This is a genomic window from Bacillus vallismortis, from assembly GCF_040784915.1.
Taxonomy (GTDB): domain Bacteria; phylum Bacillota; class Bacilli; order Bacillales; family Bacillaceae; genus Bacillus; species Bacillus subtilis_G.
Window position 1 is genome coordinate 1,579,180 of the sequence record NZ_CP160797.1, and the last position, 17,347, is coordinate 1,596,526.

Genomic DNA, 17,347 nt, shown 5'->3' on the forward strand with positions numbered 1-17,347 from the left:
ACGAATGGTTCATCATTTGAATAAAAAGACTGGGAGCGATAACTCGTATAAATCATCTGATATAGCAATTATAGGAATTTCATGCAGATTTCCTGATGCTAATGATTATCATGAATTCTGGGAGAATATACATAGCGGTAAAGATTCCATTCGAGAAGTGCCGCTTGAACGGTGGAACCCTGAACAATATTATTCTGCTGACATCAACATTCCAAATAAAAGTATCAGTAAATGGGGAGGGTTTATTGAACAGGCCAGATACTTCGACCATAAATTCTTTCATATTTCTCCTCGTGAAGCAAAAAACATGGATCCTGAACAAAGAATTCTTTTAGAGGAGACATGGCGCTGCATTGAAGATTCAGGTGTATCATTGAGTGAGCTTCAGGATAAAACTACTTCTGTCTTTACAGGTATTATGAACTCTGACTATCGTCAGATGGGCTGTGCTGATTCGGAAATTGACAGCTATGCTTGTCTCGGGAGCTTTGAGTCTATTCTTTCCAACCGCATTTCATTCGCATTTGATTTTACGGGGAAAAGCATGTCTGTAAATGCTGCGTGCGCGTCATCGCTTGTTGCTTTGGATGAAGCGGTTAGATCACTGAGGGAAAAGGAAAGCGATTTTGCCATTGCTTCGGGCGTGAATTTAAATTTTCAGCCTTGGAAATACATATCATTCTCAAAGGCCAGAATGCTGAGCCCCGATGGTAAATGTAAGAGTTTTGACGCGGCTGCAAACGGCTATGTTCCTGGCGAAGGCGCAGGAGTTTTATTGATTCAACGACTGGATGAAGCAGTAAAAGCCGGTCATCATATCTACGGCATTATTAAAGGAACAGCTGTAAATCATGGCGGGAAAACCCGTTCAATTACTGCGCCTAGTGTGGATGCTCAATGTCAAGTCATTTTAGCTGCTTTAAAAAGTGCCAATGTAGATGCTTCAACGATTTCTTATATTGAAGCACACGGCACGGGAACATCTTTGGGCGATCCAATCGAAATTGAAGCTTTGACGAAAGCGTATCTGCAATATACTGATCATACACAATATTGCCGGATCGGAAGTGTCAAAACGAATATCGGTCATTTGGAAGCAGCAGCCGGTATGGCAGGATTAATTAAAGTGTTAATGATGATGAAACATCGAAGGATACCGAAAACGCTAAATGTAAATATGGTTAATCCAATTATCCAATTTGAAAAAACACCATTTGTTCTGGCAATGAATTCATGTGATTGGCAGGCTCCGGACGGAGAACCGCTTAGAGCGGGAATAAGTTCTTTCGGCTTTGGGGGCGTTAACTCTCATGTCATTATCGAAGAATTTATACACAAAGAAGTATCAAAAGCAAGCTGTAACGGTAAAATACAACCGTTTCTTTTCTCTGCAAAAAGTGAAAAAAGCATGGAGCAAATGTTACAGCAGTGGAAATTATTTTCCGGTGAGTCCGAGGAATTTCAAAAATTTTCACATGAAGAAATTAGCAGCACGCTTCTGACCGGCAGAGCAACGTTTGAGTATAGAGCAGGTATATTAGCAGACAGCAAGGCCGAATTAAGGAATCATATTGAAAATGGACTGACGATTCATAAGAAAAATGATTGTAAGTGGATACTTGTTATTGGTGACTTAAAGTGGGAAAGCTACGAACAATTTACAGAGATTAAAAGGGTATTCCCTAATATAGAAAAAGAAGTAGAGAAAATGCTGCAAGGCATTTCGACTGTAGATTATACATTTAAAGAGAAATGGACAACTGAAAAATCCAGACTGTATTCTGTAGTTATCAATACTGCAATAGTAAAAAGCATGCTGACTGCAGGTTTTAGACCAAGCTGTATTACTGGTGTTGGAGACGGGTATTTTATTGCTCTTGCTGTAGCCGGTATACTAAAAATTGAAAATGTATACGCTTTTATCGCGAATGTTGAGAAGGCAGCGGCATTATTTTGTGATCCGCCGTCCATTCCGTTTCTGAGTCCGTATACCGCGAAAACCTATTTTCCAGTTCAGTTGGATGAGAATTATATCAGGATGTTACTGAATGGTATTCAATTCTCAGTTGAATCTGCGATTCATTTACGGAAAAAAGCACAATTACTTCTTAAGCATCAATATACATTTAAAGGCTACATAGAGGAATGGGAAAAGTCGGCGCACTCTCAGCAAATCAGTGTCTTGAAGAATATTATTGATGGATCAGGATTTAGCGGAGAAAAACTGACGGATGAGGAAGTAGTAACGTTAGTAGCAATCCTTGCTTCTTTGCAAAGACTCTATAAGAAATGGGATTTAACAGAGCAAGAAGGCTTATCAGAAAACCGATATTCTCAAGAACTCTTGTACCTAATTGATGCCGGTGTGCTGTCTAAAGAGCTTGTTATGAGCATGTTATTGAAACAGCCGGAAGGAATAAAACAGGCAGTTAAGTATTTACAACAGGCACCGTCCGATTTTTATGAAAAAGACCGATTTCCATTAATGGTTGATCACAACCAAATACAGGATTTAAATCAAGAGATAACTGACCTTGTTCTAAAAATATCGGAAAAAACAATTGAGCCGAATAGAGATATTGAAATTCCTAACTTTTGCACCTTTAAATTCGGAACCTTGCCTCTTACGATGAATATTAAGCATGAAGCATATTTTGAGCCGAGCAAATCGCCTGATGAGTCTCTTTATCAGGTGTTTATGCAAATGTGGCTAAAAGGAGAAGAGATTGTTTGGGCAAGACTGGGTGATCACAATAAGAAAAAAGTAGTTTTGCCTGTTTATGCATTTGAACGGTATCATTTTGACTTGAAACCTGAAATATCAAAAACAGACGCATTTTCTGTGGAGAATATAAAACGGTCATTATATGCACCGGTATGGAAGGAATCACCGCTGTCGGAAGTTCTCACAGATGGACAAAGGAGTACGATTTTGCTTTTTTCGGATCATAAAAGGTATTCGGAAGTATTGCAAGAGAGAGAGAACACTTTTGTATATCTTGTCACGAAAGGTGATCGTTTTGAGCAAATAAGCGATGATGTGTTCACAATAAATAGAGAAAACCCTGAAGATTATATAAGCCTGATCCGATTGTTAAAACAAAAAAATGCAATACCAGATTCGATTTTGCATGCATGGGCTGACAAACAATCAGAATTTGATGAAGCGTTGCAAACAGGAATATACTCCGTTTTTTACCTGACAAAGGCATTAATAAGTGAAAACCTTATAAACAAGGTGCGGCTTATATATGTATTCAGTAATGATAAGGAAAAGAGACTGCCCTGTTTTGAAGGGATCGGCGGTTTTTTTAAGTCAGTAAAGCAAGAATATCCTGAGCTGTGCTGCAAGGCGATTCGTTTTACAAATGGCTCAATGTCAATTTCGTATTCCGAAGAGTCAGACATCTTATATAAAGAAATAGATGCAGCCCCGGACCATAACATAAACATTATGTACAAAGACGGTGTAAGGTATGCCCAGGTATTAGAGAAGAAGACTAAAACGAACTTCTCCCCAGTCCAATATCCCGGAAAAGATAAAGTGTACTTAATTACAGGGGGATTAGGGGGGATTGGCAGTAAAATTGCTGAGTATTGTGCAAAATCCGAAACATGCACAATCATTCTGTCAGGACGTTCTCCATTACGCGGGAAAAAACAGAAGCTGTTGGAATTTTTAAATCAATTTAATGCGGAAGTCTTTTATATGCAGGCGGATATATCAGATAAAGAAACCGTAATAAAACTGGTCGATGATATTATGGAACGATATTCAGGCCTTAGCGGGATTATTCATTGTGCAGGAGTTATCAGAGATTCATTCCTTTTTCAAAAAACAAAGCAAGAGCTTTCAGAAGTCATAGCTCCGAAAGTGCAAGGAACGTTGTATCTGGATAATGCGACGAAGGAGATTGAATTGGACTTTTTCGCTGTTTTTTCATCAGTGGTCTCTATTGCAGGAAACGAAGGTCAGACTGATTATGCATATGCAAACAGCTTCTTAGACCACTTTGCTGAGTATAGGGAACAGAAGCGTCAAAAATCTCAGCGCAACGGGCGTACTTTAACAATCAATTGGCCGTTATGGAAAGAAATCGGAATGGGAGTGAGTATATCAGATCAGGCGAGAACATCACTTTTTCGTGATTCCGGTCTTGAAGAATTGTCTTCTGAAGCTGGGGCGGATTGGTTCGCCCAGATTGTGATGTCCGGACAGCTGCATAATATTGCAGTCTGCGGAGATTCAGATCGTTTTGAACAATTTATGGAGCAACGATTTCAAACGAATTACACACAAATAAGTGACACAATTCAGTTGGCTTCGGGTGATGTGAAAATACAGACGAGATCATTTTTAGCAAGCATTATTTCAGCCGAAGTTGGTGTTAAACCTGAGGAAATAGACCATTCTGTGCACTTAGCTGAATATGGTATGGACTCGGTCATGATACATCAATGCAATTCAAAGCTGGAGCAGGCGTTAGGAGCTATTTCAAAAACGCTTTTATTTGAGTTCCAGACCATCACAGACTTGGCAGACTATCTCATAAAGGAATATCCGGATCGGCTGGAAAGTTTATTTCCTGCGAAAAAGAAAGAAAAACTAATTCAGAGTTCTACAGCTGTTAATCCAGCTCAATTACATATTGCGCCTGTAATGAAGGAGAAAGAAAAACACGATGGTATAGCTGTCATCGGCATAAGCGGGCGATATCCCGGTGCGGAGAACATCGAGGAATTATGGGATGTATTATCTCAAAAGAAAGATACTATCACAGAAGTTCCGATAGAACGCTGGGATGCCCACGCTTATTATGATTCTGATCCTGCTAAAGCCCAAGAGGGAAAGATTTATTGTAAATGGGGCGGTTTTTTACCGAGTGCTGATTCATTTGATTCTTTGTTTTTTCATATATCGCCAAGAGAAGCAGAAGCCATGGATCCTCAGGAACGTATCTTTCTAGAAACTGTGTGGAAGGCGTTTGAAGATTCAGGGTATACCCTGAATCGTTTGCAAAAAACAGCGGGAAAACATGTTGGGGTTTTTGCTGGAGTCACGACTAATTCTTATAAACTGCTCGGTGAACGAATACCGACAGATAAAAATACTGTGATCCCAAACTCGTTTCCATGGTCTCTTGCGAACAGAGTTTCTTACACATTTGATTTTACAGGGCCAAGTGTACCTGTTGACACAGCTTGTTCTTCATCATTAACTGCAATCCATATGGCGTGTGAAAGCTTAAAAAAAGGTGAGTGCTCTATTGCTGTTGCCGGGGGAGTTAACTTGTATTTACATCCGTCGGACTACTTGTACCGCTGTCAAATGGGGATGCTTTCAAAGACAGGGCAATGCAGGAGCTTTGGTGCAGGGGGTGACGGTTTTGTACCCGGAGAAGGTGTAGGAGCAGTTATTCTGAAACCGCTGAAAGATGCAATACGGGATAATGATACGGTGTACACAGTGATTAAAGGGACAGCGATCAACCATGGAGGGAAAACGAACGGTTATACCGTTCCTAATCCAGCAGCTCAAGCAAGCCTTATTCAAGAGGCTCTTGCTGCAGCTGATTGGAGCGCAAGAAGCATCGGCTATATTGAAGCCCACGGCACAGGTACCCCGCTGGGTGACCCAATTGAAGTCAGAGGCTTGACAAAAGCCTTTAGAGAATATACGGACGAGTCATCATATTGCTCGCTTGGGTCCATTAAATCAAACATAGGTCATCTTGAAGCAGCAGCAGGTATTGCCGGCCTGACAAAAATCATATTACAGATGAAATATAAAAAAATAGCTGCCACACTTCATGCTGAGCGAATACATCCAGATCTTCATCTTGACGAGACACCGTTCCATCTTCAGCAGGAAACATCTGAGTGGGTGAAGCTTACTGATGAGAAAAATCCCGAAAAAACATACCCAAGACGAGCGGGACTAAGCTCTTTTGGAGCTGGTGGGTCAAATGCACATATCCTTGTTGAAGAGTACGAGCCTCCTGCAATTTCTGATACCAGCTGGCAGGAAGGTGAAGAACTTATTGTACTTTCAGCAAAACATCCGCTAAGTTTACAGGAGTATGCAAAACAGCTTGCAGGGTATCTCCAAAGGGCCAGTCAAAAACATGACCATTCACTTGTGAAAGCAGTTAAGGAAGAGTTTAAAAAAGCAGCTGAAAAATGCGGCGTTGACATAAAGACTGCGAAAAGCACCGATTGGCAGTCAGACCTGTTCATGTCATGGATTGACGAAATTTATAACTTTTACAATTTAAGAAGCAGGCAGCCGCAAGATACAGAAGATTTTACGGCAGAACGCTTTTTGGAACAAAATAAGAAACAAGTCAGTGATTTTTACGAGCAAGAGGGACTTTACAAAAACGTAGGTCTTTCAAATATTGCTTTTACGCTCCTGAATGGACGTGAGCCTATGTCTGAAAGACTCGCCATTATATCAAAAGATGTCTATGATTTAATCTCTAAACTGAATAAGTACATTAATGGGGATACAGATCAAAGTATATTCAGAGGAAAAAAGATCAATCAGAAGCGAAGACAAAAACAAAACGGTATACAAATGAAGGCGGATAAACGAACAATGGCAGAGATGGCTGAATATTGGGTCTCAGGGGGAGATTTGGCATGGGAAGATATCCATATTGAGCGAGCTGCAAGCAAAATTGCGCTTCCCACATATCCTTTTTTAAAGAATAAACTTTGGGTTTCGAAGTCTGTTCATATGCAGAAAAAAGAATTGGTCGATCCAGACCCTTTGTTTAATTTTTCAGAGGGAGAAAGCCGGTTTAACAAAAAGCTGTCAAGTTCTGATTATTATCTGAAAGACCATATCATAAATGGCGAGTTTGTTTTACCGGGAGCTGCGGTCATTGAAGCCGCAAGAGAAGCAGCAGAGAGATTAAATGGAAAACAAGTTGTGAAGTTGAGTCAAATCGTATGGTCACTTCCAATTACCGTTCAGGAAGAAAAGACAATTGCTATTGATCTGTTACCCAATCAAGAAGGCAGCAGCAGGTTTATAGTAAAAAGTAATTTGCATTCTGAAACCGCTGTTCATTCACAAGGTAAACTTAAGTTCTACGAGGCAGAAGCAGCACGTGAAATAGAACGATTTGAATTGAATAATTTGCTAAAGGAGCAAAAAAGCACAATCAATGGTGATGAGTGCTATAAGAGCTTTAAGCAGGCAGGCTTGAACTATGGCAGCAGTTACCAAGTGATTAAGCAGCTGTTTATCCTTCCAAACGCGGTTCTTTCGCGCATATCTCTTGCTGACAATCTTCAGTTAAATGGAGCCAGAGGAATGCTGAATCCATGTTTGTTAGACGGTATTTTCCAGTCAACTATCGGATTTACGCTTGAGCATGATGGCGGTCAAGTGCCATATTTGCCTTTTGAATTAGGAGAGCTGGAGATTTTGAGTGCTCCCTCGGATAGCGGTTATGCTTATGTCATACCAGCTGATGAAAAGAATGCTTCATCTGTAAAAAGATTCAATATTATGTATATGGATGATAAAGGCCAAGTAAGTTTGAAACTGAGAAACTTAGCTCTCAAAGCACTAAAGAGCCCACAGCACAATCAAATTGTAAAAACGGAGCATTCAATCACTTATTATAAGGACAAATGGGTTCAGGAATTTAATCACCATTCAGATGAAATCTGCCGTTCAAACACCTGTTTGGCTATTGTGCTCCATGACGATATAACAGAGCAGCACATTCGCAATGCGTATGAAAGCATTGGCCTGAAACTAATCTTTGTTCGAGGCGGGAACCAATTTAAAGAAAAGGGAATCTATTCATATGAGCTGAATAGTCATAAACTTGACGATTACAAGACACTGCTGGGGATTCTTACGCGAAGGCAAGTAACAATCGGACATGTGGTTTTGTTTGGAAAGAGTCCCGAAACGAAAATTTCCCATGATATTAAAAGTAAACTTAATGAGGCTGTTTTTCCGGTTTTCTATATAACGAAAGCACTTATATCAGTGAAGCCCAAAAATAAAATAAAAATATCTCATGTGTTTTTTACAGAAAAAAATCAAGTTTTACCTTATCAAATGGCGTTAAGCGGTCTTTTTCAGGCGCTTCATCTAGAACAGCCTATGATTACAGGTAGAAATATTGAAATATGCAGCGGGCAGAAGTTGCTGCCGAATGGCCTTCTCCCGGAGTTGGACTGCATCGTAAAAGAAAGTGTTGCTAGCGACAGCGGTTCCACAGAAATCAGATATGTGGATGGAATCAGATACGTGAAGAAGTCCGTCAGTATTAAATATACGGACGGCATTTCAAAAGTTGAAATAGAAGAAAATGGAGTTTATCTCATTACAGGAGGAGCAGGCGGACTAGGACTGATATTTGCCAAGCACCTTATACAAAAAGGCAGAATAAAGATAGTGTTGATAGGGAGGTCAGAACTTTCTGAGGAATCTGTCAGGTGTATAAAAGAACTGGAAGCCTCCGGATCGGAAATTTTTTATGTTAAGACTGATATTTCTGAGGAAAAAAATACCGCCGATCTGATAAATCTTATAAAAAGCAAACTAGGCTCTTTAAAGGGCATTATACACAGCGCGGGCGTTATAAGAGATTCATTACTCATTAACAAACGTGAAGAGGATGTGAGAGCTGTCTTAGCAAGCAAAGTACATGGTACGATTTGGCTTGATCAGTACACAGCAAAAGAGCCACTGGACTTTTTTGTCCTGTTTTCATCAATTAGTGCAAAAATAGGGAATGCGGGACAGACGGATTATGCTTATGCTAATCGTTTCATGGATTATTTTGCGGAGCTGAGAGCAGCTGAAGACAAACCTGGAAAGACACTCTCTATTAATTGGCCGTTATGGAAAGAAGGCGGCATGCAAGTTGACAGACACTCAGAGAGATTTCTATATGAACATTTTGGGATGCTGTCCTTAGGTGAACAAGAGGGTCTATCAGCATTTGATAAAGCAATGACAGGGTGTGAACATCAAATCATGGTATTTAGCGGCAATGAATTAAAATTGGAGCGAATCATAGGTATCGCCGAAGAAAAAGGTAATAGAGAAGCCATTGAAGAAAATAATGAGCCAGATAGAACTATATCTTCACTGAGAAACACTTTGGCACGCATTATATGCACCGTATTGAAGATTAATGAAAGTGAATTTGATTTTGAGCTGCCTATAAGTGAATATGGATTTGATTCAATTATGTTTACAATGCTGGGTAATGAATTAAACGAATCATTAGGAATTTCAATAATGCCATCCCAGTTTTTTGATTTTTATGATTTTTATGAATTGCTTGATTATATACATGATGAATGTTCACAAGAACAGGTGCAGAATAATCTATTAGATCATGAGAATAAGAACACCAGAGAATATCTGAAAGAGGAAATTGCACATATCATTTCAGCTCTTTTGAAGATAGAAAGGCAAGAAATAGAAGGAGAAACTTCATTTGGTGAATACGGGTTTGATTCTATCACTTTTACAAGGCTTGGAAATGAAATTAATCAAAGGTATGGAACAGACCTGCTGCCTTCCATTTTCTTTGAATACAATTCGTTAGATGAAGTTGCAGGTTATTTAATAGATCAGTATGGGGACAGTTACAGTTTTTCAACCGATTCTTCTTCCAAAACAGACGCTGAAAAAATAGACGAAGTGGAACCGTCTTTGGATTATGATGACGGATATGCTGATCTTGCTCTTACCTCTTCGGAAGAAAACAGTGAAGCAGAAGGCACGTTAAATGAGCCTGTTGCAATAGTGGGGATAAGCGGACGATTCCCTCAATCAGACACAATAGAGGAACTTTGGGAACAAATCGAAAAGGGCCGTGATTTGATTACAGATATTCCTGAAGACCGCTGGGACTGGAGAGAATTTGATGGTGATCCGATAAAAGAGAGAAATAAAACGAATATAAAAAGAGGGGGATTTATAAACGACGCAGATAAATTTGATCCCTTGTTTTTCGGAATTTCTCCTGCGGAAGCAGAATTAATGGATCCACAGCAAAGGATTTTTATAGAGACAGTTTGGAAGGCAATAGAAGATGCAGGTTATAAACCTTCTGATTTGGCAGGGACTAAAACCGCTGTATTTGCAGGTGTTGCTACAACAGACTATGCTGAACGTCTCAGTGAAAATCTTACCCCGATTCAGGCACAGACAGCTACTGGCCTAAATCATTGTATATTGGCGAATCGAATCTCTTATCTGCTGAATATTACGGGCCCAAGCGAACCGGTTGACACGGCTTGCTCTAGTTCATTGGTTGCGCTGCATCGTGCGGCAGAGGGAATTCAGAGGGGAGAATTTGACATGGCCATTGCAGGGGGCGTTCATATTATGACAAGCCCGACCCTGTTTATAGCTTTCGACAAAGCAGGTATGCTGGCAAAAGACGGAAAGTGTAAAACGTTTGATAGAAGAGCGGACGGCTATGTGAGAAGTGAAGGAGCAGCGGCGGTATTGCTTAAACCGCTCAGTAAAGCACAAGCGGATGGGGATCACATATATGGCCTGATTAAAGGAACAGCGATAAACCATGGGGGACACGCCAATTCCTTGACTGCACCAAATCCGAAGGCGCAGGTAGATTTATTAACTGAAGCTTGGAGGAAAACCGGTGTCAGTCCTGCAACGGTCGGATATATTGAAGCTCACGGGACAGGGACAAGCCTTGGCGATCCAATTGAGGTAAACAGCATTGTAAAAGCATTCAAAACATTATATGAAGAATGGGGCATTCCTTTTACTGAACAAAAGTCTTGCGGGATAGGCTCCGTTAAAACAAATATAGGTCATCTAGAAACGGCTGCTGGAATAGCTGGGGTGATCAAAGTATTATTGGCGTTTAAATACCAAAAACTCCCTGGAATTGTTAATTTTTCTGAACTTAATCCATATATCAAACTAGATGGCACACCATTTTATATAACAGATACAAATGAAAAATGGAAAAGAATGAAAGATGAACTGTACGCTGACATACCAATGCGAGCAGGTGTCAGCTCTTTTGGATTTGGAGGTGTAAATGCACATATTGTTTTAGAAGAATACAGAGAAAAGAACAGGAGAATATCGGAAAGTGGAAGAAACCACATTTTTGTGTTGTCAGCGAAAACCAAAGATCAATTGCTCGACTATATTAAGCTGATGATTCAGTATTTGGATCATGCAATCAGAAAAGAAGTTTCGGTTAATCTGACTGATATGGCAAGTACGCTGCAAAACGGGCGCGAAGAAATGGAAGAAAGAATCGCTATATGTGCTTCTGATATAAGAGAGTTAAGAGACAAATACATCAGCTTCCTTGAGTTTAACAAGAAACAAGAAGGCGTATTTATCAATGAAAATAAAAAGAAATACACAGTTATAACTGAAGAGCTTCTTCTAGAGGCTATTCAAAGCCGTAAAGAGGAATTGGTGGCTCAATGGTGGGCCGAGGGAGCAAAAGTGAATTGGCGGCAAATATTCAATAAAACATATAACAAAATGCCGTTGCCATCCTACCCCTTTGCAAGGGAGAGTTATTGGTTCAGACAGAAAATCAAAAACGTTGAACTGGAAAAGCGGATTCATCCTTTGTTAAGCGAAAATTTGTCAACTTTAAAGAGCTTGAAGTTTAAAACAAATATTACCGGCTCTGAATTTTTTATCACTGATCACCTTGTTTCTGGGCGTCCTGTTTTACCGGGAGCAGCATATCTTGAAATGGCTCTTGTCTCCGCGGGAATAGCTGCTGAGAGCACTATATGTAAGATTAAAGATGTCGTATGGAACAAACCAATTACCTACGAAGGAACACCGTTTCACATCTATTCAAGTCTTCAAATGCAAAAAGATAAACTGAATATAACAATCTGCACAGGAGAGCCGGAGGGTGAATTGCAAATCTGCTCACAAAGTATTGCAGAGTTCGAGGAATCAAATATTATCAGACCGCTTGAACACTTTGATATTGAACTGTTTAAACACAGCAGTGATACAAAAATTAGCCGCAAAGAATGTTATCAGCATTTTAGCAGAATGGGGCTGGATTATCGCTCTGGGTTTCAAAGCCTGACCGCCGTCTACTGCAGCGGTCAGGAGGTACTGGCAGAACTTGTTCTGCCAGAGCAGCTGAAAAACGATTTTGAGCATTTTAAACTTCACCCGTCATTGATTGACGGAGGATTTCAATCGGTCGCATTTTTGTTAAATGATAATGATAAAGGAAGCTTATATGTTCCTTATTCACTTGAGGAGCTTGTGATTTGTAGCCCGCTTGAGGAAAAATGTTTTGCACGTGTAAAAGAGACTGGATTTTGCACGTATAGCATCCAATTTATTAATGAAGACGGAGAAATTGCTGCAAGCATGAATAACTTTTCTGTCAGAAAAGTAAACGCGGGAGGATTACTGCCGGAAGACAGTGAAGATCAGACAATTCTTTTACTATTAAAACAATTGAAAAACGGTGAGCTTTCCGCTGACCAAGTCTATCAACTGCTGGAGGTAAAATAGTGCATATTAAACAAATACTTTCCTTGATTGAAGAACAGCAGATGTCTCCTGATACAGGATTAGAACTAATTCGCACTTACAGAAAAGAACAAATAAAAAATGGGACGGAGCAGCAATCGCAAGCTGCGTCCCAAACTGTCTTTTTTAAAAGAGATTGGATATCGTCAAAAAATGATGATGTACAGAAACAACAGGCGCCAAGAAGCATATTAATTTTTGATCGAGATAAACGACTTACAGAATATATTAGTATGCTTTACAAAGATCAAGTGCATGTTATTCTCGTAACTCCTAATGTTTATTTCAGCTGTCTGGAGCAAAATGTATACACAATAGACCCGTCAAATGAGGCTCATTATGAAAACCTGTTTGCAGACTTGGAAAAAAGCAAATTTACACCTGGATGTGTTCTATATCTATGGAACAGCGCTGTTCCGGAATTAAGTGAAGAGTTGATTCATAAGGCACTTCTCAACGGGATTTTGCCATTGTTTGTTTTAACAAAGGCTTTAATAAAAGCAAAATATGATAATACGAAATTATTGCATATGTATTGGACAAACGGTCAGAATCAGCCGTTTAATGAAGCGGTCGGGGGTTTTATAAAAACGGTAAATATGGAAAGCTCCAAATTGAAGGCGAAAACGCTTCAAATTCATAGAGAAGAGCCTGATTCAGATCCTACCGCTTCGCAATTGTGGGAGATGGCATGTAATGAATTACAAAGCTTTCAATCAAATGAATGCGAAATTTTAATTGACTCTCACAGCAGGTATATTAAAGGAATGCAGCATATTGATTTAGAAAATGCAAAGTCATTAGCTCCGAAGCATGTATCATATCATAAAGGCGGCGTGTATATCATTACCGGCGGTGCAGGAAAACTCGGTCTTATGTTTGCGGAACATATCGCGAACGAAGTTGAGGCGGTCATCATATTGACAGGCCGTTCAGCTTTAAGCGAAGTTCAGAAGGAACAGCTCAGAAAACTAAACGCAAAAGGGTCTTTTGTTGAGTATATACAGACGGACATATCGGAACGAATAAAGGCTGAGCAATTTATCTGTGACGTGAAACAGCAGCGTGGCCAAATAAGCGGCATTATCCATGCTGCAGGTCTCATTCAAGATTCTTTTATTGCTAAAAAAAATCTGAGTGAGTTTGTTGAAGTATTAAAGCCGAAAGTATTCGGAACGATTTGGATGGATGAGCTGACAAAAGATGAAAATCTTGATTTCTTTATTCTGTTTTCTTCTGTTGCTGCGAACGGAAATGCCGGTCAGAGTGATTATGCGTACGCCAACAGTTTTATGGACAGTTATGCGATGTTCCGAAATCAGCTGAACAGAAATGGAAAGACACTTTCAATAAATTGGCCGCTATGGAAAGAGGGCGGAATGAATCTTGATGACAGTGCTGTTGTCCATTTGAAAGAGAAATTCGGAATGATTCCGATACATTCAACAGCGGCTTTTAAAGCTTTTGATAAAATGATGCAATCTTCATTTAGTAACATAATGCCTGTGGAAGGAGACCGGGACAAGCTCTTAAAAACAATCCCTTTCCGCAAACTGACTCCTTCAGACAATCAAACGGAAATAGAGAAAAACACTGAAGATAATGAAATTGTAATTAAGGATAAAGTTAATGATTATCTTATCAAAACCATTTGCAGTGAATTGAAAATCCCTAATCATAAAATAAATGCTTATGATTCTTTTGAAAAGTTCGGGATTAATTCACTTATAATCATGTCGCTTATATCAAAGCTTGAAGATACGTTCGGGGATTTGCCTAAAACGATCTTTTTCGAATACCGGAACGTCGATGAGCTTGCTGATTTCTTTCTGAAATCGTTTAAAGAGACAGTATTAAAAGAAGTTGGGATAGCTCAAATAGAAGCCGCACCAAAACTGAAAAAACATACAAAAATGCAGCAGGAAAGACAGCCGGCACATGCAGTGAGTGTAAATACACCAATTAATGAAGATATTGCAATTATTGGAGTAAGCGGCAGATATCCAATGGCAGATAATGTTATGGAATTCTGGGATTGCATCATTGGTGGAAAGAATTGTATTACCGAGATCCCTAAAGAACGGTGGGATTTCAGATCGGACTACAGTCCTGACAGAATGGACAGAGGGAAAATCAACAGTAAATGGGGAGGGTTTATTAATCGTGTTGATCAATTCGACCCGCTGTTTTTTCACATTTCCCATAAAGAAGCTGAGATGATGGACCCTCAGGAACGTATTTTTCTCGAAACCGCTTGGCATACGTTTGAAGACTCCGGGTATACGAGAGATCGGCTTGACGGTATGAAAGCCGGGGTGTTTGTAGGAGCAATGTACGGGCAATATCAATTATTTGGTGCGGAGGAGACAGCAAAAGGCAATGCTGTTGCGCTCAGTTCTTTTTTTTCTTCTATAGCTAATAGAGTTTCATACTTTTTTAATTTCTCTGGACCAAGTATTGCTTTAGATACGATGTGCTCGTCATCTTTGACAGCCATTCATTTGGCATGTGAAAGTATAAAAAGGGGAGAAAGTGAGATTGCGTTAGCTGGGGGCGTAAATGTGTCCATACACCCTAACAAATATCTTTGGCTGAGCCAAGGGAATTTTGTTTCTACAGAAGGTCTATGCAGAAGCTTCGGGGAAGGTGGGAACGGCTACGTTCCAGGAGAAGGGGCGGGAGCCGTACTATTAAAACCGTTACATAAAGCAATCAATGATCAAGACTGTATTTATGGTGTGATTAAAGGAACAGCTGTAAATCATGGAGGGAAAACAAATGGTTTTACTGTTCCAAATCCAAATGCGCAAGCTGAGCTGATCGCCGAAAACTTTAAAAAGTCAGGTATTAGTCCAAGATCCATCAGTTACTTGGAAGCACATGGAACGGGTACTTCACTTGGAGATCCGATTGAAATTGCGGGGCTGACAAAAGCTTTTGAACAATTTACCGATGATAAACAATTTTGTGCAATTGGTTCAGTTAAATCAAATATCGGACATTTAGAATCCGCTGCAGGCATAGCGGCGCTTACAAAGGTATTGCTTCAGTTTAAGCACCGAAAATTGGCGCCTTCCATTCATTCTGAGCGATTAAATACTAATATAAATTTCGAAAATACGCCTTTTTATGTTCAGCAAAAAGAAGAGGAGTGGTGTAAAGAAGCCAGTATAACTCGTAGAAGGGCAGCGGTTAGTTCATTTGGAGCAGGGGGGGCGAATGCCCATATTATTCTTGAAGAATATGAAAATCATATTGATTCTGTTAAAAATACAGGTAGCGGTCCTTATGCCGCAGTTCTCTCCGCAAGAAACGAAGACAGGCTGAGGGAATACGCCCGTCGTCTTCTTCAATACACAGACCAGGTGACAGCTGTATCGGTCGATGATATTGCTTATACACTACAAACGTGTAGGGAGCCGATGGAAGAGAGAATTGCTTTTGTGGCATCGGATCTGCATGAACTTAGGGGGAATTTGAAGCTTTTCTGTGATGAAGGAATAATTGGAGACAATGTATACAAGGGCAATGTGACTAAAGATTATGATAAAGTCTTTGTTTTCCATGATCGGAAAATGAAAGAACAATTCCTTAAAGCTGTTATGGAAAAAAGAGATGTCAATGACCTTGCTAAGTTATGGTCTTACGGTGTCGATATTCAGTGGAGAAATTTATATGAAGATAGACCTAAAGCACGGCGGGTGGATCTTCCTTTGTACCCGTTTGCTGAGGAATTTTATTGGGTGCCCCGTGTTTCTGATGAAAAGCTTTCAGCATTGCAAAATAAAACCGTCTTGCATCCGTTGCTTGATTCTAACGAATCTACCCTTGAGCAGCAATATTTTAAAAAAACAGTAATGGAAAAAGAGATCTGGTTAAAGGATCATGTGGTGAAAGATAAGCGTATTTTGCCTGCGGCGGTTTTTCTTGAAATGGCATGTGCCGCAGGAAATTTATCGTATCGCAGGAAAAAGGTCTCTGGTTTGAAAAACATTACATTTATTAGACCGGCAATGTTATATCAAGAGAGCGTAATTGTTTACTCCTTCATTTCTGTCGAAGACGGACGCATCCTTTTTAAAATGACGGCTGACGAAGATGCAGGTACAAAAGCCGTATTTGCATCAGGAGAATTAAGCTATGATGCTCATCAAAATGTCAAGCCCATAGAGAGTATTGATAGACACGAGATCATCAAGAGAAGCGCTTTTATCCATGAACATGATGAATGTTACCGACACTTCCGGGAAAACGGTTTTGACTATGGCCGCAGCTTTCAGTCAATTCAACGATTATGGGGCGGAGACACAGAAGCTCTGGCGCATTTAATACTACCTCAAGAAGCAGCACATACCTTTAATAACAATATACTGCCGCCGTCTCTGCTTGATGGGGCTTTGCAATCATTGTTTGGCATCACCGAAGGAAGAGAACGTGCTTTTGTATATGTACCTTATTCAATTGGTGAGATTTATATCCACCAGAAAGTACCGGAAGAATGCTGGGTGTATGCACGCAAAACAAGCCAAAAAGATCAATTCGAGTTTACTTACGATATTATGCTGGTGAATCATCAAGGAGACCTGCTTGTGCAACTGCAAAACGTAACACTTCGAAAAGGCGAGGTATTTTCAGATCGAGATCCGTATCAAAAGAAACAGGTTTCTTCCGTGACACAAGAAAAATTGACCGAGCTGCTCGGTCAATTGCAGGCTGGCGAGTTGACGACAGAGGAAGCTGATCATTTGCTTGCTCAAATGCTGGATTAACACTGGATGTTCAACAATGTAATTTGTA

Annotated in this window: 2 protein-coding genes; both read left to right on the forward strand. The window is 40.0% G+C overall.

The window, feature by feature from the left end; all coding sequences use genetic code 11:
- Positions 1 to 4 precede the first annotated feature (4 nt).
- A complete protein-coding gene (locus tag ABZM97_RS08025) occupies positions 5 to 12,532 on the forward strand; it encodes an SDR family NAD(P)-dependent oxidoreductase (protein ID WP_367387374.1) in 12,528 nt (4,175 codons plus the stop codon).
- Complete coding sequence (locus tag ABZM97_RS08030) at positions 12,532 to 17,319, forward strand: SDR family NAD(P)-dependent oxidoreductase (protein WP_367387375.1); 4,788 nt, start codon at positions 12,532 to 12,534, stop codon at positions 17,317 to 17,319. Before ABZM97_RS08025 ends, ABZM97_RS08030 begins: the two co-directional genes overlap by 1 nt.
- Positions 17,320 to 17,347: the final 28 nt, after the last annotated feature.

Excerpts from the sequence above, each read along its gene's own strand:
- ABZM97_RS08025 (WP_367387374.1), top strand. The coding sequence starts at position 5 with ATGGTTCATCATTTGAATAAAAAGACTGGGAGCGATAACTCGTATAAA.